A 25,031-nucleotide genomic window follows, 5' to 3' on the forward strand; every position below is an offset into this window, starting at 1 on the left:
TGGACTTTACCCTATATATGCGTACACGGGCGTAGAGTTTCCTCAACGCCCGTGCCAAGTTCCGTTAACAATACCATATTTTCAGTATCATTACCGTGCCCGCTCAAGGGCGATTACTTTTTGTCTTTAACTTCTTCGAACTCTGCATCAACAACATCGTCGTCTTTGCTCTGGCCAGCGTCGGCGCCTGCGGAAGCACTTTCAGCGTGCTGCTGTTGTGCCATTTCCATCAGCTTACCGGATACTTCAACCAGTGCCTGAATCTTCGCTTCGATATCGGCTTTATCTTCACCTTTCAGCGAAGTTTCCAGCGCGCTTAATGCAGACTCAATAGCCGTTTTATCATCAGCTGGTAATTGGTCACCTGCTTCGGTCACTTGTTTACGCGTGCTGTGTAACAGGTGGTCACCTTGGTTACGAGTTTGTACTAACTCTTCAAACTTACGGTCAGCATCGGCGTTGGCTTCTGCTTCACGCACCATTTTTTGGATTTCTTCTTCATTCAGACCAGAAGATGCCTTAATGGTGATGTTTTGCTCACGACCACTGTTCTTATCTTTCGCTGACACATGCAGAATACCATCCGCATCGATATCGAAAGTTACTTCGATTTGCGGCATACCGCGTGGTGCAGATTGGATACCGTCCAGATTGAACTGACCCAGTGACTTGTTATCCGCCGCACGTTTACGCTCACCCTGCAGAACATGAATTGTTACCGCAGACTGGTTATCTTCCGCCGTTGAGAACACTTGGCTATGTTTAGTTGGGATAGTGGTGTTCTTAGAAATTAATGAAGTCATTACGCCACCCATGGTCTCGATACCCAGAGACAGTGGAGTTACGTCTAACAACAATACATCAGTCACATCACCAGCCAACACGCCGCCCTGAACCGCAGCACCGATAGCTACTGCTTCATCCGGGTTAACGTCTTTACGCGGTTCTTTACCGAAGAAGTCTGATACTTTCTTCTGCACTAGTGGCATACGGATCTGACCACCAACCAAGATAACATCGTCAATATCAGTGACTGACAGACCTGCATCTTTCAGCGCAACTTTTAACGGCTCTAAAGAACGATTAACTAAATCTTCTACCAGTGACTCCAGTTTTGCACGCGTCACTTTGATGTTCATATGCTTAGGACCGGTTGCATCTGCAGTAATATACGGCAGGTTAACGTCGGTCTGCTGAGCAGAGGACAGCTCAATCTTCGCTTTTTCAGCCGCTTCTTTCAGGCGTTGCATTGCCAGCGGGTCATTGCGCAGATCAAAACCTTGCTCTTTCTTGAACTCATCAACCAGATAGTTGATTAAACGGTTATCGAAGTCTTCACCACCCAAATGTGTATCACCATTGGTTGCTAACACTTCGAAGGTTTTTTCACCGTCAACTTCATCAATTTCAATAATTGAGATATCGAATGTACCACCACCTAAGTCATAAACGGCGATAGTGCGGTTACCCATCTCTTTATCCAGACCGTAAGCCAGAGCGGCTGCGGTTGGTTCGTTGATAATACGTTTAACGTCTAAACCAGCGATACGACCAGCATCTTTCGTTGCCTGACGCTGTGAGTCGTTAAAGTAAGCTGGAACGGTAATAACCGCTTCAGTCACTGGCTCACCTAAGAAATCTTCCGCTGTTTTCTTCATTTTTTTCAAAACTTCAGCAGAAATTTGTGGTGGCGCAATTTTTTGACCTTTAACTTCAACCCATGCATCACCGTTATCAGCACCAACAATGCTGAAAGGCATGATGTCGCGGTCGCGCTGTACTTCTTCGTCGCCAAAACGACGACCAATCAGACGCTTAATTGCAAAAAGCGTATTCTGTGGGTTAGTCACTGCCTGACGTTTTGCAGGTTGACCAACCAGAATTTCGCCGTCCTGGGTATAGGCGATAATTGACGGAGTAGTACGATCCCCTTCCGCGTTCTCAATTACGCGAACCTGCGTGCCGTCCATAACAGCAACACATGAGTTCGTTGTACCCAAGTCAATACCAATAATTTTACCCATCAGATGTTCTCCCCTTAAAAACTATATTCGTTCACATACTCACCTATATGGGGATGTAAAATAACTTTTCAACTGCTGTTTTAAGTTATACATCCATAGGCCTGTTTTACCGTTGTACATAAGATGGGGGCGGCAAGTCTGGCATCAAGGGGGGAAATAAAAAAAATTTTACATTAATCCTGATCTAAACCATTGTCTCGGTGCCTCACCCTCATTATCATGCGCGGTCACTTGTAATACCAATAGACTATTTACAAGTGGTCATTGTCCGTGAAGATCGTTATTGGCGGATAAAATTTACTTATTAATCAAGCATCCCATGAGTACAGAGGATTTATGCACGCGAATAAATTAGCCAACCCAGGTCCGTTAGGATTAATGGGATTTGGAATGACCACTATCTTATTAAATATACATAACGCCGGTTTCTTCCCGGTCACTACCGCTATTGTCGCTATGGGTATTTTTTACGGCGGCCTGGCTCAGGTTATTGCAGGTATCTTAGAGTTCAAAAAAGGCAATACTTTTGGCGTCACCGCCTTTACTTCATACGGTTTCTTCTGGATGACGCTCGTTGGCATCTGGTTAATTCCATCAATTGGCCACGTTGAAGCCACGGATAGCACCTTCCTGGGCATCTATTTAGCCCTCTGGGGTATCTTCACCCTGTTTATGTTCTTCGGAACCCTACGTGCCAACCGCGGACTGCAGTTTGTCTTTGCCAGCCTGACCGTGCTGTTCTTTATGCTGTCGGTTGGTAATATCACCGGCAATAAAGCACTACTGAACGTTGCCGGTTTTGAAGGCATCGTTTGTGGCGCCAGCGCTATCTACTTGGCCATGGCCGAAGTACTGAACGAACAATTTGGCCGAACCGTTCTGCCAATTGGTGCGCCTAAAGCGAAGTAATTCGCCCGCCCGAAATAAAAAAGCCTGCATAATGCAGGCTTTTTTAATTGCTACAAAGTTCTTATCTTCTGCACTCAATCGGAGGGAAACCTTTCCGTTTGGGTCGTAGTAGCTTTAGCTACCGAAGTGCCCATAGGAAAGGTAGGCCCGACACACGTCATAGTCGAAAACCTACCTGTCCGGTCGCACTCGATGGTTATATTTTCTCTACATTAATGACGACCGGAATATCCACTGCACCTCATTTAAAAAAGGTTTATGAGCAGTCTATCTTTGTTATTAATACCTACTCCGAGCATTCACTTAATTCCCCATCTATACCGTCTGCTTCTGCAAATCGACAGGCTCCAATTCAGCCACATCTTCCGTTGCATCAATATCATTACGCAAATACAGACCCAAACATAAGCCAATGATCGACAGTATTAACACATAATACGCCGGAGCCATGGGAGTAAATTTCATCATATAGGTGACACAAATCGGCGTTAAACCGCCAAATATGGCGTAAGACACGTTATAAGAGAAAGAGAGCCCGGAAAATCGCACTTCAGCAGGGAAAGCTCTAACCATGACAAACGGCACCGCCCCCACCACGCCAACACTCAACCCAGCTAAACCATAAGTCACAAACAACAAATCGACGTTAGTGGCTGAATGATAAAAAGTCCAACTGGCTATTCCCAGCAAGATGCTACCGAAAATCAACGTCTTGCTGGCACCAAATCGGTCAGCAGATACCCCAGCGATAATGCAACCGGCGCAGAGGGCAATAATCGCAATACTGTTAGCCTTCAGCGCAATCACTCGCTCAATACCAAACTGAGTTTGCAGGTAATTTGGCGTCATCAGTATCACCACCACGATACCAGCGGACAACAACCAAGTCAGCAGCATAGAAACGCTGACTGCTTTAGTATGATTAAATACCACTGACTTTAACGGTAATTCACTTGCCAGCGCTTTACGCGCCTGCATTTCAATAAAGATTGGCGTTTCCTTTAACCAGCGGCGTAAATACATAGCGAATAGGCCAAAAATACCGCCCAGAAAGAAAGGTATTCTCCAGCCACCATTATGAATGGCCTCCAAACTCATCATCGAATTAATGACGGTAGCCACCAACGATCCCAACAGAATACCGATGGTTAAACCGGCGGTTAACACGCCACAGGCAAGACCAATGCGCTTTTTAGGTACGTGTTCTGCCACAAATACCCAGGCGCCAGGAACTTCACCACCAATTGCCGCGCCCTGAAAAATACGCATCAACAGCAGTAACAATGGAGCGGCAATCCCAATAGATTCATAGGTCGGCAACATTCCCATCGCTAATGTCGGTACCGCCATAAGTAATATGCTCAATGAGAACATCCGTTTACGCCCCACCAAGTCACCAAAGTGAGCCATAATAATGCCCCCCAGCGGACGAGCCAGATAACCTGCGGCAAAAATACCGTAGGTCTGCATCAATACCAGCCACTGAGGCATCCCCGGCGGGAAGAACAACTGACCGATAACCACGGCAAAGAACACAAAAATAATGAAATCATAAAACTCCAGCGCACCGCCTAATGCCGCCAGCGTTAACGTTTTATAGTCTTGTTTATTTAATTGGCGATTTTCTTGCTGAATCATAAAATTCCATCAATATCTAGAGGTGGATATAAAAAATTAAATCAGTCCTTGTAAACTAATTTTTACTATATCGTAATCCAGACAATACACAAATAGATGGGGATCTTAATTTGGTAAAAAGTTGGTATTTAACTTAGCCATAACGCCATCGGCTAAATTTAAAATGAGAGGTGAACCCTGCATGAATGAAAAAGTACATGCCATGCACCCGGCATCACACCGGGTTCAGCAATGTATTATTTTGATTAAACTAACGGAGTGGCCTGTGAACCATAAACGCCATCAACCATTCAGTTACTAGTCAATAACTTACGCACATCCTGTGCGGTTCACCGCGATATCTTGCTGACAGTAGTAAACTAAATATCGATATGACGAATGGCACTCTTGGGACGAAACGCAGCGACAACGTCCGAATGGGTTTCAACATACGGGCCATCCAGCAGTTGAATACAGTAAGGAACGCTGGCGAAAATACCGGCTACAACGGTTTTTCCATCCTGATCCTTTACCCCTTCCAGCGTTTCTTTAATAGATTTAGGCTGTCCCGGAAGATTAATAATCAGCGCCTGCTTGCGAATAACACCAACCTGACGAGACAGAATGGCGGTCGGCACATAATACAGGCTGATCTGGCGCATCTGCTCACCGAAACCGGGCATAATGCGGTCGGCAATGGCTAAGGTCGCATCGGGTGTCACATCGCGCCGCGCCGGGCCAGTACCACCGGTGGTCAATACTAAATGACATCCTCGTTCGTCCACCAGTTCACACAATGCTTCCTCTATCATCGCTTGCTCATCGGGAATCAGGCGAGCCTGGGTGACAAATTCAGTTTTTAGTGCGGTTTTTAACCATGATTCCAGCGCCGGAATACCTTGGTCCTGATAAACGCCGTTAGATGCACGATCGGATACCGATACCAAACCAATGCGTAATTTATTCATATCTTGTCCTCGCCTAAGCGCTGTTTTTTACTTTTATATTTAATCAGATAGCTTCCCAAACTGCGTTTAGCATAGGTTCAGGTCATGGTACGGTATTATACCAACTAATCTTTAGTCGAAGATAAAAAAATACCGGCCATTAGCCGGTATTTAAAACACATCAGTAAACTACAGCAGCAAATTACAGCAGGTCTGCAATCATTTTTTCCAGTTTTTCCTGATCGACAGCAAACTTACGGATACCGTCAGCCAGTTTATCTACCGCCATTGGATCCTGATTGTGCTGCCAGTAGAACTGAGCTTCAGTCAACGGCGCCGGACGAGCTTTCACTTCACCGCTGTAAGACAGTTTGCGCTCAACTTCACCCGAAGCTTCAGAAAGCTCTTTCAGCAATGCCGGAGCAATAGTCAGGCGATCGCAACCGGCCAATTCAATAATCTCACCAACGTTACGGAAGCTGGCACCCATGACAACCGTTTTAAAACCGTGCTGTTTATAGTATTCGTAAATACCGGTAACAGAAACCACGCCCGGATCTTCCTGCGGAGCAAACTCTTTTTTATCGCCGTTGGCTTTATACCAGTCAAGAATACGCCCTACGAACGGGGAAATCAGATAAACACCCGCTTCAGCACAGGCACGAGCCTGAGCGAAAGAGAACAGTAACGTCAGGTTACAGTTGATGCCTTCTTTTTCCAACTCAGCAGCGGCACGAATACCCTGCCAGGTTGAAGCTAACTTGATCAGAATACGATCGTTGCTGATACCTGCATCGTTATACAGTTTGATTAAACGCTTAGCTTTAACAATGCTAGCTTGAGTATCGTATGACAGGCGAGCATCAACCTCGGTAGAGATACGTCCTGGAATCAGTTTTAGAATTTCCAGACCAATATTCACCGCCAGCTTATCGGATGCATCCACGATTTGCTGAGCACGATCGGAACTCTGGCTTTTTGCCCAAGCTATCGCATCATCAATCAGCTTGCGGTATTCCGGTAGCTGTGCGGCGTTTAGAATCAGTGAAGGGTTAGTGGTTGCGTCCTGAGGTTGGTACAGCTTCATTGCTGCAATATCGCCGGTATCAGCCACAACGGTAGTTATTTTACGTAGAGAGGTCAGTTTATCTGTCATGGATAGGTCTCATTGTTAAGCGAGTTGGCATCATTATATTAAAGGGCTCAACTGATGATAACATGACTTAACAAGGGCGCAACGGTGTAACGTGGATTCAGAGTAAAAGCCGTGGTTTTTTATCACACCATTCATCAGTTATATATTGATAAATAAAAGAAAAAAACAGCAAACAATCCCTTGTGCTCTACCCCTATTAAATCCATCGCTTTTTCCTCTGTCACTTTCTGCTAAAGTAGCAAAAACATATTTATCACAGGATCTGATTATGCTGATTACTATCTCTCCGGCAAAAACTTTAGATTACACCAGCCCGTTGATCACCGAGCGCTACACCCAACCGGAGCTGCTGGATCAGTCAAAAATTTTAATAAAAACCTGCCGTAAATTAACGCCAGCTCAAATCGCTAGCCTGATGAGCATCAGTGATAAATTATCCGGTTTGAATGCAGCCCGCTTTGCCGAATGGCAGCCGGATTTCACCCCGGAAAATGCTCGCCAGGCCATTCTGGCCTTTAAAGGTGATGTTTATACCGGCCTGCATGTTGAAGATTTCAATGAGCAAGACTTTGATTTTGCTCAACAGCATCTGCGTATGCTATCAGGCTTATACGGCGTGTTACGCCCGCTCGATCTGATGCAGGCTTACCGCCTTGAAATGGGGACCAGACTGGAAAACGCCCGTGGAAAAGATCTGTATCAGTTTTGGGGGAAACGCATCACCGATAAGCTGAATCAAGCGTTGAAAGATCAGGGCGATGATATTTTGGTTAATCTGGCTTCCGATGAATATTTTAAATCGGTGCAGACTAAAAATTTAAACGCAACCATCATTAAACCGGTATTTTTAGATGAGAAAAACGGTAAGTATAAAATTATCAGTTTCTACGCCAAAAAAGCCCGAGGTTTAATGAGCCGCTTTATTATCAAAAACAGATTAACTCGCGCTGAACAGCTGGTTGATTTTGATTTGGAAGGTTATCAGTTCGAACAGTCCGCCTCTCAGGGCAATGAACTGGTATTTAAACGCGCCGAACAAGCCTAGTGATGGATTCTTTGCTCGAAAAAAATGGCTCCCGTGGGAGCCATTTTAGATTGGATGATAAAATTCTCATACACTCAATCGGAGGGAGAGACGGGCATGGAGGTCGTAGCAGCTTTAGCTGCCGGAGCGCCCGTAGTCCGGCTAAGCCCGACGCACGTTGAACTCCAAAACATCCCCTCTCGTCCGTAAGACGAAGTGAATATTTCAACGTTCTTTTTACGGACGAAATATTCACTGAGATCAAATTAAACGATCTTGTCAACAATCCCATATGGCCCTTTCTCGAGCCATATGATATGTCCTCTCCCCTAATCAACTACTTAGGTAATGCCATCAGGAATGCACGTAACGGGGCAAATCCATCAGGTAAATTGTGGGATAACAGCGGCAGATCCGCACGCTCAGCTAACGCTTGAGGCAATGCCAAGGTTGTGCCTAAGATTTCTTCCACGCTCTCTTTAAACTTCGCTGGATGCGCAGTACCAAGGAACAGACCATATTCCCCTTCTTGCAATTCATCACGCAACAGACGATAAGCAATGGCACCGTGTGGTTCTGAGGTATAGCCTAACTTAGCCATTTCACGCATGGTTTCACGGGTGGTTTCATCACTAACGGCACCATGGCCAAGCGACTTCAGTGACCACTCTTTACGACGATACAGTTCTTCAATGCGCGGCCAGTTATTTGGCTGACTCACGTCCATCGCATTAGATAAGGTTGCCACGGTTTTATTCGGCAGCCATTTCCCCTCATCCAAATAGCGCGGTACGGTATCATTCGCATTGGTCGCGGCGATAAAGCGTTTAATCGGTAAGCCCATGGATTTAGCCAGTAAACCAGCGGTTAAATCCCCGAAGTTACCGCTTGGAACTGAAATCACCAGTTGCTCACGCTGTGCTGGCGTTAGTTGCGCCACCGCCTCAAAGTAATAACAGATTTGCGCCAACAACCGACTGATATTGATTGAGTTGGCGGAGTTAAGACCCAACGCTACCTTCAGCTCTTCATCATCAAATGCCTGCTTAACCAGCGCCTGACAGGCATCAAAATCCCCATCAATCGCAACGGTATGAATATTACCGCCCAGCGTACAAAACAGTTTTTCCTGTAATGGACTGATTTTACCGTTCGGATAAAGAATAACGACTCGTACATTCTTCAGGCCATAGAATGCGTGGGCAACCGCCGCACCAGTATCGCCGGAAGTAGCGGTTAGAATGGTCACCGGCGTATCGCCAGCCACTTGCGTCAACATCTGCGCCATAATGCGCCCGCCGAAGTCTTTAAATGCCAACGTTGGGCCATGGAATAGCTCTAACGTGCCGATATCTTTTTCTACCGGCACCACGGGTGCCGGGAACTGAAATGCATTCGCAACGCGCTTAGCAACATCAGCAGCAGCAATCTCTTCACCAATATAAGCCGACAGAATACGAGCACTGCGGCTGACAAAATCCATAGCCAGCAGTTCATCAATTTCCGAGCTATCAAACGCCGGCAGATCCGCTGGGAAGAATAGCCCCTGCTGTTTACCTAATCCCTGACGTACCGCTTGGGCAAAATTAACCTGTTCATTATGATCTTTTAAGTTATACAGTTTCATTGTGTCGCTATTTTCCATTAATCCAATTTACGGGCACCGGCGGTATCCAGACGGCAAACGTGAACAAAGCCTTCATCATTTTGTACATAGTGTTTGGATAGCCAGTCAGCCAGACGGTGAGCGGTTTCCAAACAATCGCTGACGGCAAACAGCGTTGGGCCAGAACCAGAAATTCCACAGGCCAGTGCACCGATATCCTGAGCGGCTTTACGAGCTTCAGCAAAACCGGGTAATAAACGGGTACGATAGGGTTCAGCAATCACGTCCTGCATCAGCTTAGCGGCCAGTTCAGGCTGCTGCGTATGGCAGGCGTGAATAAAGCCAGCCAGATAACGACCGTGGCGAACACAATCCTGACGCAAATACTGTGCTGGTAGAATCGCCCGCGCTTCCGCGGTCGAGACTTTAATGCCCGGATAAGCCATCACCCAGTACCAGTCGTCAAAACCTGGCACTGACTGACTAATAATACCATTCTCTTCCAACATCAGTTGCATGCCACCCAAATAGCAGGGAGCAACATTATCATAATGGACGCTACCGGAAATTCGACCTTCCAGTTCTCCCATCATGGCAAGCAATTCTGTTTCATTAAATGGATTGTCACAATATTCATTCAACGCCATTAAACCGGCAACCACAGAACAAGCGCTGGATCCGAGTCCGGATCCAATCGGCATATTCTTTTCCAACACCATTGCAACGGGCAATTCACGCCCCAGACGCTGACAAAACAGCTCCCAGCATTGATAAACAATATTTTCTTTAGGCTCAGTCGGTAATTTACTGACAAAACGCCCTTTATTGCTCAGGCTAAACCGATCGGCAGACTGAATACTGACGCAGTCCCCTAGCAGGGTGCCATCCACCGGCGATACCGCCGCGCCCAGCACATCAAAACCCACGCTGACGTTACCAATTGAGGCAGGCGCATATATTCTTATCATTTTAAACTCCCAGCTTTCCTGACAGCGTACGTAACATATCGGCAAACACGCCAGCAGCAGTCACATCATTCCCTGCACCGTAACCGCGTAAGACTAACGGCAACGGCTGATAATAACGGGTATAAAACGCCAGCGCATTTTCCCCATTTTTTACTTTAAACAGCGGATCGTTACCATCCACCGCTTCAATTTTCACTCGGCATTGGCCATCTTCAATCAAACCAACGTAACGTAACACGTTACCCTGCTTAGCCGCCAGTTCAACCCGATGAGCAAACTCACTATCCAGTTGAGGCAAGCGCTGCATAAAGGTATCAACATCACCACTGGCATCAAACGAAGCAGGCAGGACGGACTCCACATTAATCTGGTCGAGCTCTAACGCATAACCCGCTTCACGCGCCAGAATTAACAGCTTACGAGCAACGTCCATACCGGATAAATCATCGCGAGGATCCGGCTCGGTATAGCCCTTCTCTTTCGCCAGTTTAGTCGCTTCAGATAAGCTTAAACCTTCATCCAGCATACCGAAAATAAACGATAATGAGCCGGAAAGAATACCGGAAAAACGCATTAATTCATCACCGGCATTCAATAAATTTTGCAAATTTTCGATAACCGGTAATCCAGCACCAACGTTAGTATCATAAAGAAACTTACGGTTACCCACGCTGGCAGCCTGACGTAGCTGATGATAATAGTTCATCGAACCGGTATTGGCTTTCTTGTTAGGCGTGATGACATGGAAACCATCGGCCAGAAAATCAGCATATTGTGATGCCACTTCCTGGCTGGAAGTACAATCCACAATAACCGGATTCAACAGATGATACTCTTTCACCAAACGAATCAAACGGCCCAGATTAAACGGCTCTTCTGCCGCGGCTAACGCTTCACGCCAGTTGGTTAAATCGATACCCAAAGTGTTGGTCACCATACCGCGAGAGTTAGCAATCCCACATACTCGCAGTTCAATATTTTTATGCTTTAACCACGGCTGCTGACGATAGATCTGATCCAACAACGCCCCACCGACACCACCAACGCCAATTAAGAATACGTCCAGCACCTGACTGGTACCAAAAAGTACCTGATGGCTGGCACGCACCGCCGTTGTTGCAGAATCATTGTTAACTACCGCAGAAATAGAGCGCTCTGACGAACCTTGAGCAATGGCGACAATATTAATGTTTGCCCGGGCTAGTGCACTAAAGAAACGCGCAGACATGCCGCGTAACGTACGCATGTTGTCACCAATCACCGAAATGATCGCCAGCTTCTCAACCACATCAAGTGGATCTAACAAACCATCTTTCAGTTCCAGATAGAATTCATCTTCCAGCGCTTTTCTGGCGCGGGACAATTCACTTTGTGGCACACAGAAACTGATGCTGTATTCTGAAGACGATTGGGTAATCAATACCACAGAAATCCCCGCCCGAGACATCACCGAGAACACCCGAGCCGCCATCCCCACCATCCCTTTCATGCCTGGGCCCGATACATTGATCATCGCCATATTATTCAGGTTGGTGATGCCTTTCACCGGATAACGATCGTCACCACTTTCACGGCTAATCAAGGTTCCGGGGGCTTGTGGGTTAGAGGTGTTTTTAATCAGGCAAGGAATCTGGAACTGGGCGATAGGAGCGATGGTGCGAGGATGGAGAACTTTAGCGCCAAAATAGGACAGCTCCATGGCCTCTTGATAAGACATCGACTTTAATAGCTTCGCGTCAGGCACCGAGCGCGGGTCACAAGTATAGACGCCATCAACATCCGTCCAGATTTCACAACTATCAGCACGTAAACAGGCGGCTAACACCGCTGCGGAGTAATCCGAGCCGTTACGCCCTAACACCACCAATTCACCTTTTTCGTTACCGGCAGTAAAGCCCGCCATCAGGATCACGTGATCTTTAGGAATACCCATTTCCACCAGTCGGCGAGTGGATTCAGTAATATCGACAGTCGATTCAAGGTAATGACCGTGAGCCAACAGCATAGCGACCGGATTAATCACGGTCACACCGTATCCTCTGGCCTGGAATACTGACTCCATAATCGCGATAGAGAGCTTTTCACCGCGACTGATAATCGACGCATTCACACTGTCAGGGCATTGGCCTAACAGCGAAATACCGTGGAGAACATGCTTAAGCTGGGCAAACTCCTGCTCAACTACACTTTTTAACCGGCTATATTCAAACCCTGGTTGGTCTTCTGCCAATCCCTTTAGCAGTTGGGCAAAAATCTGTTCTGCATCCATGATATTGGTCACCACGTCCTGACCCGCAACGGTTTTCTCAATCATGGCAACCAAATGGTTAGTAATTTTTGCCGGCGCAGACAGTATCGTAGCGACCTGACTCTGACGTGCATTATTTTCGATGATATCTGCTACGCGTAAAAAGCGTTCAGAATTCGCTACTGATGTACCGCCAAATTTCAGAACTCGCATTTCTTGGCCTCTCCTGCCTTAAGATTTAAATCATTATTAAAAATCAGCAAAAAAAAACCCGCACTCGATTTACGGTGCGGGCTTTTTTATTTTGTTTAAGCGTCAGCCCGCCCCGCTACCAATTGTACCGGTGATGGTGGTTGTAATAATCAGGCTGCCGATGCTTTTCATAATCTGTCTGTCTCAGAAATAAATAAAAATATTCAGTTAACGCTATATACGGTTAAAGCAATTATGATTAAGAGTCAATTTTTTTTTGTTTTTTATTGAAATTAATTAAGCACCGACCTCTGTACTCAACGTAAAAAATCAAAAAAATATTATTAATAATCAATTGGATAATAAATCATTCATTTAAAAAAGAATGAAGTACCTTCTCCCCAACCGCTTGCTGTACGTTTTTTCTACAAAATTAAAGCGTTATATAACAAAAGATATCGTGCAATGAATGATTACCCTAAATATCTTAGCATCTCCAGAGATGAATTTAGCCAGCATATCCCTCCATTATCCCCTATATTAATAGGGTTTAATAAAGGTTATAATTGAAAAATATTTGTTAAAAATTATTTTCTTTTCCAACAAAACAGGAGAAAATCCAGCCTTCATTGCTTATGTTTTAATAACATTAGAAAAAAACGTCATTTAGGCACCCAACTGAATGCGTGTTTATTGAGCTAAGATGTAAAAAAAACGTCAATAAATGGTAGCGGGAATGAGCTAATTTTGTAGATTTTTCTCACAAACCGGCTAATGTGCTATAACTATTATTGATATATATCAACAAGCAACAATTTTGTTGATCGGCAAAAGCGAGACTCCTGTTATATTACTGCTACAATAAACAGTAATAAACGATTGATTTTAACAAATCAGCGGTATGTTAAGTCGTTACCTTAGCCGAACCTACGATTATGTTGAAATTTGAAAAATTAATTGGGGATTCGTCCCTTATACTGCAGTCGCTTATTTTAACACTATAAAGTTAAATGCAGCCGCTGTAATATTAAATTTGATTTTGTTGGCAAATTAGGTAACAGACATGCAAACCCCGCATATCCTGATCGTTGAAGACGAACTAGTAACTCGTAACACATTAAAAAGCATTTTCGAGGCGGAAGGATACGTTGTCTTTGAAGCCAATGATGGTGCTGAGATGCATCGGATTTTATCCGACCATAATATTAATCTGGTCATCATGGATATCAATCTACCCGGTAAAAATGGCCTATTGCTGGCTCGTGAGCTTCGTGAGCAGGCAGCCGTTGCCTTAATGTTCTTAACCGGTAGAGATAACGAAGTTGATAAAATTCTTGGGCTGGAAATTGGTGCTGATGATTATATCACCAAGCCATTTAATCCTCGCGAACTGACTATCCGTGCGCGTAATCTGCTATCCCGTACCATGAATTTAAGTGCCGTCAGCGGCGAAGAACGCAAGCTGGTTGAAAACTATAAATTTAACGGTTGGACGTTGGATATCAACAGCCGCTCTTTGATCGATCCTGCTGGTGAAATGTTCAAGCTACCGCGCAGTGAATTCCGGGCGATGCTGCATTTTTGTGAGAATCCAGGCAAGATCCAGTCCCGCGAAGAGCTACTGAAAAAAATGACCGGCCGTGAATTAAAACCTCATGACCGTACGGTTGACGTCACTATCCGCCGTATCCGTAAGCACTTTGAATCTACGCCAGACACGCCGGAAATCATTGCCACCATTCATGGTGAAGGCTATCGTTTCTGTGGCGATCTTGAAGAGTAATTCAAACCATCCCGAATAAAAAAACCAGCTTTAAAGCTGGTTTTTTATTGTCTGATTTAATCCAACAATTCTTATTTGGCTAAAGCTTCCGTTCCCCATGGAATAATCGGCACGGTACTTAACGCATTTTTCGGTGAACCATCAATCACTTTATCGGAATAGACTAAGTACACCAGCGTATTACGCTTATCATCATAAAAACGCACCACCTGCATGGTTTTAAAAATGATGGATGTTCGCTTACGAAATACCGTCTCGCCATCTGCTTTACGGCTTTTCACCTTGTCACTAAGCGTAACAGGCCCAACCTGAATACAAGAAATAGCGCCATCAGCGGTATCTTCAGCTAACCCCAAGCCGCCTTTGATTCCACCGGTTTTCGCTCTACTCAAATAACAGGTCACATTGTCGACCTCAGGATCGTCAAACGCTTCAATGACAATTTTATGATCCGGCCCCAATAGCTTAAATACGGTATCGACCGACCCAATCTGTTCTGACCTCAATGTGGCAGAAAAGAACAGCGCCAAAGAGCAAACCACCAGCATAACCTTACTCATTAATTTTCTCCGGTAAACGGTATAACAATCAAAATATTAGCCTAATTATCGTTAAGTTATACGTTAAATCATCTCTTATCCAGACCATGTTGCTCACTTTGTTTATCAATAACAATAAACGTGAAACCACGTAAACAAAAATTAACCTTATGAAAAAATTGTCGTCATATCGGACAGTAATACCTTGTTTCAAGCTCAATATTACGCCAATATCATTAAATTGCTTAAAAGCATTTTCCATGATGTACTGGCAACCCGTGTTACAAGCCAACATAGCGGTACTCATTGTAGATAATGCGCCCCAATGATGAGGAAGTTTTTTATGGATCAAGCCAGTATTATCCACGATCTCCTTCACTGGCTAGAAAGTCATTTAGATCAACCATTATCGCTGGATAATGTTGCCGCCAAATCAGGCTATTCTAAGTGGCATCTGCAAAGGATGTTTAAAGACATTACCGGACAAGCGATTGGTTCTTATATTAGAGCTCGCCGATTATCAAAAGCCGCTGTTGCTCTGAGATTAACAGCCCGCCCTATATTGGATGTTGCATTACAATATCGTTTTGACTCCCAACAGACATTCACCCGAGCTTTTAAGAAACAGTTTGCCCAAACCCCCGCATTTTATCGTCGCGCCGATTCATGGAGTGCCATCGGCATGTGTCCACCCATTAAGTTGTCCGACAATAACTTAATCCCGGTTGAATACGTTATGCAGGAAGAGAAACAGCTTATCGGCGTAACCCAAAGCTACACCTGTCGACTGGAAGATATCTTTCAATCCAAAACGCAGATCCGCACTCAGTTTTGGAAACAATATCTGGGCACACTGCCGGTAGATATTCCGCCGATTCTGTATGGTCTGAATCACTCTCGTCCAAGTCAGGAAAAAGACGATGAGCAGGAAGTGTTCTATACCACCGCGCTAGAACCACAGCATGTTCCTCAAGGCGTAGAAGGTCACCCGATTACGCTACAGTCGGGAGAATATGCCCTGTTTCGCTATAATGGGCCGCCAGAAGACTTACAACACTTTGTCATGACCCTTTACGGAACCTGTCTGCCGTTACTGAAGCTGACGCGCCGTAAGGGTTATGATATTGAGATATTTCACCCCAAACAGGGGAAGGTCGGTGACGCGACCCCTGCGGTGATTAGCGGTGAATATATGATACCAATCCAGCGTTAACGCTGGATTTCATCAAGGGCATTTGCCGTCAGATGCTGTGTATCGCCGGCAAATTCCACCACCCAACCCGGAGCGAGCCAGGGACTATTCTGGCCCTCTACCAAAGAGAGTGAGCAGTTACGCAAACGTAAACGACGCTCTGCATAAGGCGGAAGCCCTAACACATTACCCAGCAAGCTTCCCAAAGCGATGCCGTGGCTAACCAGCACCGGGCGACTCCCCTGTGGAAGTTTCTTACAATCGTCCAATACCGCACGCATACGCGCGGTTAATTCGCTTAATGACTCCCCTTCAGGAATACGTCCATCAGGATTGCCGTTCAGAATCTGCAGGCGTAAGTGTTCTTCTTCTTCCGTCAGCGAATCAATACAGCGCTGTTCCAAAATACCCATATTAAGCTCACGCAAGCGGGCATCAAAGGTGGGTTCAATCTGGCAGTATTCAGCCAGAAGCTCAGCGGTACGACGCGTTCGACCTAAGTCGCTAGCGATAATATGAGTTATCCCCATATTTTGTAATCGCATCCCGGCTTGTCGAGCCTGACTCTCACCCATTTGGGTTAAATTACTGTCCGTTTGCCCTTGAATTTTGCGGGCTACGTTCCATTCTGTTTCACCATGTCGAATTAAGTATACCTGTGTCATGCCTGTTATCCGTTATACTGTGGGAATTGTCTTCTTACTATCTTGATTTAACTATGTATCACGTAATTGCTGCAACCACTAACCCTGCCAAAATAAACGCCATCCGTCTAGCCTTTGATGAGCTATTCGGTCCTGACAGCTGTCGTATCGAAAGCGTTGAAGTTAATAGCGGCGTTCCTAATCAACCTATGGGTGATAAAGAAACCAGAACCGGTGCCCGTCATCGTGTGATGTCTGCACGTCAGGTAAGACCGGAAGCTGATTTCTGGATCGGCATAGAAGCAGGTATTGATGATGATATGACTTTTGCCTGGATTGTCATTGAAAATAATCGCTGTCGTGGCGAAGCGCGTTCCGCCAGCCTGACGCTGCCCCCAGTTATTTTAAAAAATCTATACGAAGGAAAAGAGCTGGGTGACGAAATGGCTGAGCTGACCGGCGTCAGTAATATTAAACAGCAGGGTGGAGCCATCGGTTTGTTTACCGGCGGTAAACTTTCACGCACTAGCGTTTATCAACAGGCCCTACTGCTGGCATTTGTACCTTTCCATAACGAAATCTATCAGGTACATACCAAATAAAAACCAGCTTGAATAATGCGAGTTAACTCAAAACATTATTCAAGCTGAGCTGACTATTTTTTCTCATTAATCAACGCGTCTTCCAACCAGGCTCTAAATGCTGGCTCAGCGATTTTCAGACTGTTGGAACCGCGGGTGATAGTGGCAATACCTGCCCCTAATTCACTTTTCAATTCCCTCTGGCTCATATTGCCGCGCATTAGCTCTTCAACAATTCTTACCCGAGTACCAAATGATTCACGTTCATCCGGCGTCATTAAAAGCTGTAATAGCGCCTGCTGGTGACCATCGGTAAATGCTTGTTGTAATAGCATGACAAAGCTTTGCCAATCCTGCTGCTTATGTTGTTCTGACATTCTATAAACCCCGGCTAACGAACTATCTCACTAGTACAATATCATAAGCCGGGGAAAAAATGCAGAACTAAGCACATTATCAGTAACTGCGTTTCCATTCCGCATCGGTCATGACTACCGTTGGCTGACTCATAAAGCTGCGGTAAAACAAATCATATGCCAACACATTCTTCACATAACCCCGGGTTTCATTAAACGGAATGCTTTCCACAAAAGCCACCGCATCCAAGCGCCCGGCGCTATTATTTAACCAACTATTTACCCTACCCGGCCCCGCATTATAAGCCGCAGCGGCCAAGATACGGTTACGGTTAAACGTTTGATAAGTATGTTCCAAATAGCTGGTACCTAACCGAATATTGGTTTGTGGATCAAATAGCTGGCTAACGTTACTGTAATGGTTGATGTCATTTCTTTTTGCCGTTTGCTTAGCCGTTGCCGGCATCAATTGCATTAACCCTCGTGCGCCAACCGGTGATTGAGCCTGAGGATTCCAGGCGCTTTCCTGACGAGCGATGGCCATCGCAAACGAAACTGTAATTTCTTTATCATTGGTTGAGGTTTTAAACAACGTTGGATAAGCCAAAGGAAAACGCTCTTCAATATGATCCCACAGCTTCGCAACGATGGTGGCCTGTACGCTAAGGTCGGCCCAGTCTTGATCGTAAGCATAACGTGCCAGCGCTTCCTGATCCGGTTTGGATAAACTCTGGATCAGGTTACGCCACTCGGTTCGTGCCAGATTATCCTGACGCCAGTACATCAGTTCGCGCACGCGATTCACTTCAGAGCGCTGAGTCAATGCTTTAGTTGGTTTAACCGCAGTTTCCACTCTGACCGGATAATGAATCCCTAAACGTTGAGCGGCCACCATCGGATAAAAACCACGAGTGTTAATCAACTCACGCAAAATGGCTTGCCCTTCAGCACGCTGACCTCTTTCCAGTAACGCATCGGCCTTCCAATAACGCCACTCTTCTTTTGCCGCAGCGTCAGCGGGTAAGCGGCTAATCCATTGAGACACGCCCGATTTATCGGCATTACTTAGCGCCAAGCGAATCCGCCGCTCGATTAAATCGCCATTGCTACTGCGAGCAAGGGTGGCATCGCGCCATCTCGCCTGTTCATCAGTGGTATTATTGTTAATCAGTCGACCAGCAATCATATCTTCCAACGCCTGCCGTTCGGATTGACTCATTTTTTGCTGACGTACAATTTGCGGCAAAATAGAGCGCGCCTTCTCTACGTCTTTACGGACAACTTTTGCAAAAGCCAGGCGGGTTTCTTCACGGGTAAAATCGGTTGGTGACAGGTTCGCCGCAAAAGATTCAACCGTCATCGGATCCTTCTGCAGTTTGCCAACGCTTTCACCAATCGTTTGATAATTGGCTGGCAGTTGATTCACCAGCGATGTCACCAGAGACGTATTGTCGGCCTGACTGGCCATACGAATACGCTCCAGGGTAACCAGCGGAGTCTGATGACCGGCATTACGCCATTCACTAAATAATTTGTCACAGGAGGCTGGGAGAGACTGGCCGCTTAACCAAATAGTTTTCGCTTCATCATAGGCCTGCTGTTTATGGCCAGTAGCCCATTTGGCATAATAAAAGTTACAGCGAGATGCTACAGAAGACGGGGCTTCGGCAGAAAAATCAACAATACCTTGCCAATCCTGACGGTTAGCCAGCTCATTGATAAAATTATTTCTCAGATTACGCGTCAACGGTAAAGTCGGATAGTGCGCGGTAAATTTTTCCGCCTGTTCCACCGTCAATGCACTCAAATCCTGAGTCAATTGGCGATACTCCAAATAAGGATAGAGCGGGTAATCGGTTAACGTTGGCATCAAGCGAGCAACGTCATCCATCTGCTTATTATCCCACGCTTGCTTAACCTGCTGATAGCGATCGCGCTGGGCGTTGAGTGAGTCAGCCCATACACTCTGGGCTGTTACCGCCATGATTAGTCCAACCATTAGGGCACACTTATTAATTAAGTTACTTTTTCCCAAATTACGCTGATTATCCGTCACAAGCTTCCTCACTTTTCCTGTTGTTTTACGCTCTGCGCCTCAGGCTAAACCTGTTTAGCGTTACACACACATACTGACAATAGTATATCTCTATACCTAACGTTATGCTGGTTAAAACCTGAAAATCTACAATACCAATAAGACAACAAACTCTTCATTTTTATTCATAAAGGAGAAATTAGACTTCCCTCGGATAAACGATACAATAGGCGACTATTCTGTACTCTACCAATGTAATGGATACCTGTAAGACTATGGCACAATACGTCTATACTATGCATCGTGTCGGGAAAGTAGTTCCTCCGAAACGACATATTCTAAAAAATATCTCTCTCAGCTTCTTTCCCGGTGCCAAAATCGGCGTACTGGGGTTAAACGGCGCAGGTAAATCAACCTTACTACGCATTATGGCGGGTATTGATACCGATATTGAAGGGGAAGCACGCCCTCAGCCGGGTATCAAGATCGGCTATTTACCGCAAGAACCGAAACTCAACCCAGAACAAACCGTTAAAGAAGCGGTTGAAGAAGCAGTCAGCGAAGTGCAAAACGCGCTGACGCGTCTGGATGAAATTTATGCCGCCTATGCAGAACCGGATGCCGATTTTGATAAGCTGGCTAAGCAACAAGGCGAGATGGAAGCCATTATCCAGTCCCACGACGGGCATAACCTGGATAACCAGTTAGAGCGTGCCGCTGATGCCCTGCGCCTTCCACCTTGGGATGCCAAAATTGAGCACCTGTCCGGTGGTGAACGCCGCCGTGTCGCCCTGTGCCGCCTATTGCTGGAAAAACCAGACATGCTGCTGCTGGACGAACCAACCAACCACTTGGATGCCGAATCCGTCGCTTGGTTAGAACGCTTCCTGCACGACTACGAAGGCACCGTGGTGGCGATTACCCACGACCGTTACTTCCTGGATAACGTGGCCGGCTGGATTCTGGAACTTGACCGCGGCGAAGGTATTCCGTGGGAAGGCAACTACTCTTCATGGCTGGAACAGAAAGATAAGCGTCTGGAACAGGAAGCCTCTTCCGAAGCTGCCCGTCGTAAATCGATTGAGAAAGAGCTGGAATGGGTTCGTCAGAATCCTAAAGGCCGTCAGGCTAAGAGCAAGGCTCGTCTTGCCCGCTTTGATGAGCTTAACAGCGTTGAGTACCAAAAACGTAATGAAACCAGCGAGCTGTTTATTCCACCGGGTCCACGCCTTGGCGACAAAGTACTGGAAATCAGCAACCTGCAAAAATCCTACGGCGACCGCCTGCTGATTGAAGACTTGTCCTTCGCGATTCCTAAAGGTGCTATCGTCGGTATTATCGGCCCTAACGGCGCGGGTAAATCAACCCTATTCCGGATGATCTCCCAGCAAGAACAGCCGGATAGCGGCAGCATTGTGTTAGGTGACACGGTGAAAATCGCCTCCGTTGATCAGTTCCGTGACAGCATGGATAACAGTAAAACGGTATGGGAAGAAGTCTCCGGCGGTCAGGACATGATGAAGATCGGTAGCTTTGAACTGCCAAGCCGAGCTTACGTTGGTCGTTTTAACTTCAAAGGCACCGATCAGGGTAAACGCGTTGGAGAGCTTTCCGGTGGTGAGCGCGGTCGTCTGCATCTGGCGAAACTATTGCAGGTTGGCGGCAATATGTTACTGCTCGATGAACCAACCAACGACCTGGATATTGAAACCCTGCGCGCACTGGAAAACGCCCTCTTGGAATTCCCCGGCTGCGCCATGGTTATTTCCCATGACCGCTGGTTCCTTGACCGTATTGCCACCCATATTCTCGACTACGGCGATGAAGGCAAAGTGGAGTTCTTCGAAGGTAACTTTACCGAATACGAAGAGTGGAAAAAACGCACGCTAGGTGCCGAAGCCCTTGAACCACACCGCATCAAATATAAGAAGATTGCCAAATAATACTGGTCTATTCTTATAAACAGCAGTATCAGCGCCTCCTTAAATAAGGGGGCGCTGGTCAGTTAAGCGTTTACACTTTGTATGTGATGACTCATCAACTCCATCATCCCGGTGAAAACCGGAATGACGGGTTAAATGGAATGAAACGCTTAAGTAAACGGCACTCCCCCTAATATTCAGGGCACTTTATTCATTACCACCACAAACATGGGAGAAGATGATGCCAACCACAGCACTATTACTGGGCGCCAGCGGACTCATCGGCAGCCAGCTCTTAAACATGCTGCAATCCGATCCCCGTATTACCCATATTTATGCCCCTAGCCGCCACCCACTGGCCAACATCGGCGATAAAGTGATTAATCCGGTCGGCAGCGATGTACAAATTCTGCTTGATACTCTGACAGAGCCGGTTGATGTCGTCTTCTGTTGCTTGGGCACCACTCAAAAAACAGCCGGTAGCCGGGAAGCCTTCCGCTTTGCCGATATTACCTTGCCGGTACACGGTGGCAAAACCGCCCGACGCCTTGGCGCAAGCCACTATCTGGTGGTCAGTGCACTGGGAGCCAATGCCAAATCATGGGTGTTTTACAATAAAACCAAAGGCCAAATGGAACAGGCGCTTATCGCGCAAAACTGGCCGCACCTGACCATAGCCCGCCCTTCCATGCTAATCGGTAAGCGAGATACACCGCGTACCCCGGAGCTATTAGCCGCCCCGCTGTTTCACTTACTACCGGGAAAATGGAAAGCAATTCCCGCCAGAGATGTTGCCTATGTCCTGTGGCAAGAAGCGTTCTCCCCTAGCGCATCCAGCGTCGACATTATTGAGTCCGACCAACTGCGGAAAAAAGCCTCTTCCCTGTAGTAATACCTGTCAATTAAGCTTAATGACAGCGAAAGTTTCGTCCACTATCAGTGCAGAGTATCAATTAACGTTGGTACACGTGGCCGAGCAAAGGGCGTTAGGCGAACGCCCTCTGCACTCCCGCGCCTTCGCCCCCGAATCCAGGCCGCCTACGGCGGCTCCCCTCCGCCTTCGCTCGGGTTAACGCACCGGCGCTGATTCGTTCCCAACGAAGCAGCGCCTCGCCCATCATCCCTGATGGGCGTGCTCCCTCTCTCTGTTGTCGGCTGAATTCCAGCGCTCAATAGAGAGGTCAAAAGATAAAACTCACCGATCGCATTTTCTTAACTGACAAGCATTACTCTTCCCTGTAGCGTTTAACCAAACAGGGAAGGTTTAACCGAATAATCGGCAACCAGCGGATGGTTCATTACCGTTTCAATAAATCTTTCCTGCGCTGGCATATTTAACTGACGGCTGGGGTAGACCAAATACAGTTCATTGCCTTCCGCCTGCCAGTCAGGCAGCACCTGTTGTAGCTCACCCCGCTGAATCACCTCGGCGGTCAGAAAAGCCGGCAGAAACGTAATGCCACCACCGGCGATCGCACACTGGCGGGCATACAATAAATTATCTGTCACATGCTGCCCCGGCTGTAACCAGCGGAAAGTTTCATCACCTTTACGCAGCAGACATTCTGACCAAGCCCGATGAGTAATACAGCGATGTTGAAGCAGATGGCTTGGCTGAGTAATCAGTTCAAACTGAGCAAGATAGTCTGGTGCAGCCAATAAATAACGCGGATAGTGAGCAAGAAAACGACCAATCAGGCTTGAGTCCTGCGGTTTCCCAGTACGAATACCGAGATCGAATCCACTGGCAACCAAGTCTTTTACCGTATCGGAAACATAAACCTCAACGGATACTTCCGGATACCGCTGCTGAAAATCAGTCACTATCGGCGCCAATAACGCAATAGCCAATCCCCCCGGAGCCGTAATACGAATTCTTCCGCTCGGTGACGCTTTCAACATCTGTAATGATTGCCCGGCCTGTTCTGAAGCCTGAACCATTGCCTGACAATGCACCAGATAACGCTCCCCGGCAAAGGTTAAACTCAATTGACGAGTGGTTCGCATTAATAAACGCAATCCCAGTTGCTGTTCTAACTGACTAATACGCTGACTAACGCTCGACTTCGGTAATCCGGCACGCTTAGCGGCAGCGGTAAAACTTCCCGTCTCAACCACCAGCGCAAATAGCGCCATATCCTGTAATTGTCTAAACATGATTGTTCATCTTATATAAACAGTGTGTTTGTTAAAGGTTATCTTATCACTTTCTACCTCAACCACTAGACTGTCCGTATTCACTCTCCAGAAAGGAACGCCTTTATGTCTAAATATGCCATTGCTGTTGACCCTAAAAACCCGCAAAACTTTATCCAAATTGATGTACCCGAACAGGCCCCACAAGGTTTTGATCTGTTGGTTCAGGTTAAAGCGATTGCCATGAATCCGGTAGATACCAAAGTTCATGCCGGATTAAAGCAAAATGGCCTACAGGAGCCTCGGATATTGGGTTGGGATGCCGCAGGTATTGTCACCGCCGTTGGCCCAAAAGCCTCGGGATTCGCCATTGGTGATGAAGTTTGGTACGCAGGTGATATTACTCGCCAGGGCAGTAACACCACACATCAGTTGATAGACTCCAGAATCACTGCCCATAAACCTAAATCTTTAGCTTGGGCCGAAGCAGCGGCAATCCCACTAACGGCACTCACCGCTTGGGAAGGCCTGTTTGAACACCTGAAAATTCAGGACGCCGGCAGTGATAAAACGCTATTAATTATTGGTGGCGCTGGTGGCGTTGGTTCGCTGGCCATTTCTCTGGCAGCACTGCGCAGCAAAGTACGGGTGATTGCCACCGCATCTCGACCTGAATCAGCTAAATGGTGTTTGGATCGCGGTGCCGATCTCACCGTAGACTATCGAGATCTGAAGCAAAATCTGCTGAAGCACGATATCAAACAGGTGGACTATATCTTCTGTCTGAACGATACCGACGGTCACTGGCAAGCGATGGCTGAAGTGATCGCGCCATTTGGCCATATTTGTTCGATTGTTGAAAACAAGCAGCCGCTGGAACAGGCATTAATCCGTTCTAAAGGCGTCGCTTTACATTGGGAACTGATGTTTACCCGCAGCATGTACCAAACGCCAGACATTGCCGAACAAGGCGCGATTCTTCAGCGCGTTGCCGATATGATTGATAAGGGTGAACTGAAAGGAACCCTGAATGAAACGCTGCACGGTTTAAGTGTGGAAAACATCTCTCAAGCGCATAAAAAACAGCTCGAAGGCCATATGACCGGCAAGATAGCTATCGTTTACTGATTCTGATGCCAATCGCGTGCTGTA

20 protein-coding genes and 1 other annotated feature are annotated in these 25,031 nt (G+C 46.6%); of the genes, 8 read left to right on the forward strand and 12 right to left on the reverse strand.

Features of this window, described 5'->3' with window-relative positions; translation table 11 throughout:
* Positions 1-113: 113 nt before the first annotated feature.
* The gene (dnaK, locus tag BMZ28_RS01140) at positions 114-2,024 is read right to left on the reverse strand and encodes a molecular chaperone DnaK (protein ID WP_047780077.1); all 1,911 of its coding nucleotides are present in this window, start codon (positions 2,022-2,024) and stop codon (positions 114-116) included.
* 336 nt (positions 2,025-2,360) lie between these two features.
* Here dnaK and satP point away from each other — a divergent pair, with 336 nt between their 5' ends.
* Entirely contained in the window at positions 2,361-2,933 is a 573-nt protein-coding gene (gene satP, locus BMZ28_RS01145; protein ID WP_047780076.1) for an acetate uptake transporter, read from the forward strand.
* 315 nt (positions 2,934-3,248) lie between these two features.
* Here satP and BMZ28_RS01150 read toward each other — a convergent pair whose 3' ends face one another.
* The 3 genes from BMZ28_RS01150 to tal form a co-directional block, all read right to left on the reverse strand.
* Complete coding sequence (locus tag BMZ28_RS01150; protein ID WP_074820155.1) at positions 3,249-4,571, reverse strand: MFS transporter; 1,323 nt, start codon at positions 4,569-4,571, stop codon at positions 3,249-3,251.
* A gap of 359 nt (positions 4,572-4,930) precedes the next feature.
* Positions 4,931-5,518, reverse strand: a complete 588-nt coding sequence (mog, locus tag BMZ28_RS01155) for a molybdopterin adenylyltransferase (RefSeq protein WP_047780074.1) — start codon at positions 5,516-5,518, stop codon at positions 4,931-4,933.
* A 181-nt stretch (positions 5,519-5,699) separates the two neighbouring features.
* Positions 5,700-6,653, reverse strand: coding sequence for a transaldolase (tal, locus tag BMZ28_RS01160; RefSeq protein ID WP_074820157.1), 954 nt, complete (start codon positions 6,651-6,653; stop codon positions 5,700-5,702).
* 268 nt (positions 6,654-6,921) lie between these two features.
* On the opposite strand from tal, the gene yaaA reads away from it, so the two are divergent.
* On the forward strand, positions 6,922-7,698 hold the full coding sequence (yaaA, locus tag BMZ28_RS01165; protein WP_074820160.1) for a peroxide stress protein YaaA: 777 nt from the start codon (positions 6,922-6,924) through the stop codon (positions 7,696-7,698).
* A gap of 316 nt (positions 7,699-8,014) precedes the next feature.
* On the opposite strand, the gene thrC is transcribed toward yaaA, so the two are convergent.
* From thrC to thrA, 3 genes are read right to left on the reverse strand one after another with little or no spacing between them, the layout of a single operon-like run.
* Positions 8,015-9,304 (reverse strand): threonine synthase, encoded by a 1,290-nt coding sequence (gene thrC / locus BMZ28_RS01170; protein WP_047780069.1) that lies wholly within the window; start codon positions 9,302-9,304, stop codon positions 8,015-8,017.
* 17 nt (positions 9,305-9,321) lie between these two features.
* Positions 9,322-10,251, reverse strand: coding sequence for a homoserine kinase (gene thrB, locus BMZ28_RS01175; RefSeq protein ID WP_047780068.1), 930 nt, complete (start codon positions 10,249-10,251; stop codon positions 9,322-9,324).
* Between the two features lies 1 nt (position 10,252).
* Complete coding sequence (gene thrA, locus BMZ28_RS01180) at positions 10,253-12,712, reverse strand: bifunctional aspartate kinase/homoserine dehydrogenase I (protein ID WP_074820162.1); 2,460 nt, start codon at positions 12,710-12,712, stop codon at positions 10,253-10,255.
* Positions 12,713-12,759: 47 nt separating this feature from the next.
* Positions 12,760-12,880, reverse strand: a sequence feature (Thr leader region).
* 874 nt (positions 12,881-13,754) lie between these two features.
* Here thrA and arcA point away from each other — a divergent pair.
* Positions 13,755-14,474: a two-component system response regulator ArcA gene (gene arcA, locus BMZ28_RS01185; protein ID WP_074820163.1), complete on the forward strand. Its 720-nt coding sequence runs from the start codon at positions 13,755-13,757 to the stop codon at positions 14,472-14,474.
* A gap of 71 nt (positions 14,475-14,545) precedes the next feature.
* Here arcA and creA read toward each other — a convergent pair whose 3' ends face one another.
* Positions 14,546-15,034 (reverse strand): protein CreA, encoded by a 489-nt coding sequence (gene creA / locus BMZ28_RS01190; RefSeq protein ID WP_074820165.1) that lies wholly within the window; start codon positions 15,032-15,034, stop codon positions 14,546-14,548.
* Between the two features lie 322 nt (positions 15,035-15,356).
* Here creA and robA point away from each other — a divergent pair, with 322 nt between their 5' ends.
* Complete coding sequence (robA, locus tag BMZ28_RS01200) at positions 15,357-16,226, forward strand: MDR efflux pump AcrAB transcriptional activator RobA (protein WP_074820169.1); 870 nt, start codon at positions 15,357-15,359, stop codon at positions 16,224-16,226.
* Here robA and gpmB read toward each other — a convergent pair.
* Positions 16,223-16,870, reverse strand: a complete 648-nt coding sequence (gene gpmB, locus BMZ28_RS01205) for a 2,3-diphosphoglycerate-dependent phosphoglycerate mutase GpmB (protein WP_074820173.1) — start codon at positions 16,868-16,870, stop codon at positions 16,223-16,225. The genes robA and gpmB overlap by 4 nt on opposite strands.
* A 53-nt stretch (positions 16,871-16,923) precedes the next feature.
* On the opposite strand from gpmB, the gene yjjX reads away from it, so the two are divergent.
* The gene (gene yjjX, locus BMZ28_RS01210; RefSeq protein ID WP_047780061.1) at positions 16,924-17,451 is read left to right on the forward strand and encodes an inosine/xanthosine triphosphatase; all 528 of its coding nucleotides are present in this window, start codon (positions 16,924-16,926) and stop codon (positions 17,449-17,451) included.
* A 53-nt stretch (positions 17,452-17,504) separates the two neighbouring features.
* Here the strand turns inward: yjjX and trpR are convergent, their stop codons facing one another.
* Complete coding sequence (gene trpR / locus BMZ28_RS01215) at positions 17,505-17,807, reverse strand: trp operon repressor (RefSeq protein WP_047780060.1); 303 nt, start codon at positions 17,805-17,807, stop codon at positions 17,505-17,507.
* A 79-nt stretch (positions 17,808-17,886) separates the two neighbouring features.
* Positions 17,887-19,785 (reverse strand): murein transglycosylase, encoded by a 1,899-nt coding sequence (gene sltY, locus BMZ28_RS01220; protein ID WP_074820601.1) that lies wholly within the window; start codon positions 19,783-19,785, stop codon positions 17,887-17,889.
* A 311-nt stretch (positions 19,786-20,096) separates the two neighbouring features.
* Between sltY and ettA the strand changes: the two genes are divergently transcribed.
* Both ettA and BMZ28_RS01230 read left to right on the forward strand, forming a co-directional pair.
* Positions 20,097-21,764, forward strand: a complete 1,668-nt coding sequence (gene ettA / locus BMZ28_RS01225; RefSeq protein WP_074820175.1) for an energy-dependent translational throttle protein EttA — start codon at positions 20,097-20,099, stop codon at positions 21,762-21,764.
* Between the two features lie 220 nt (positions 21,765-21,984).
* The gene (locus tag BMZ28_RS01230) at positions 21,985-22,632 is read left to right on the forward strand and encodes an NAD(P)H-binding protein (protein ID WP_074820178.1); all 648 of its coding nucleotides are present in this window, start codon (positions 21,985-21,987) and stop codon (positions 22,630-22,632) included.
* A 356-nt stretch (positions 22,633-22,988) separates the two neighbouring features.
* Here the strand turns inward: BMZ28_RS01230 and BMZ28_RS01235 are convergent, their stop codons facing one another.
* Positions 22,989-23,900 carry a LysR family transcriptional regulator gene (locus tag BMZ28_RS01235; protein WP_074820180.1) on the reverse strand — a complete coding sequence of 304 codons (912 nt, stop codon included), beginning with the start codon at positions 23,898-23,900 and terminating at the stop codon, positions 22,989-22,991.
* Positions 23,901-24,005: 105 nt separating this feature from the next.
* On the opposite strand from BMZ28_RS01235, the gene BMZ28_RS01240 reads away from it, so the two are divergent.
* Positions 24,006-25,007 carry a zinc-binding alcohol dehydrogenase family protein gene (locus BMZ28_RS01240; RefSeq protein WP_074820182.1) on the forward strand — a complete coding sequence of 334 codons (1,002 nt, stop codon included), beginning with the start codon at positions 24,006-24,008 and terminating at the stop codon, positions 25,005-25,007.
* Positions 25,008-25,031: the final 24 nt, after the last annotated feature.

Origin of the sequence: Pragia fontium DSM 5563 = ATCC 49100 (assembly GCF_900112475.1) — a bacterium.
Lineage (GTDB): Bacteria > Pseudomonadota > Gammaproteobacteria > Enterobacterales > Enterobacteriaceae > Pragia > Pragia fontium.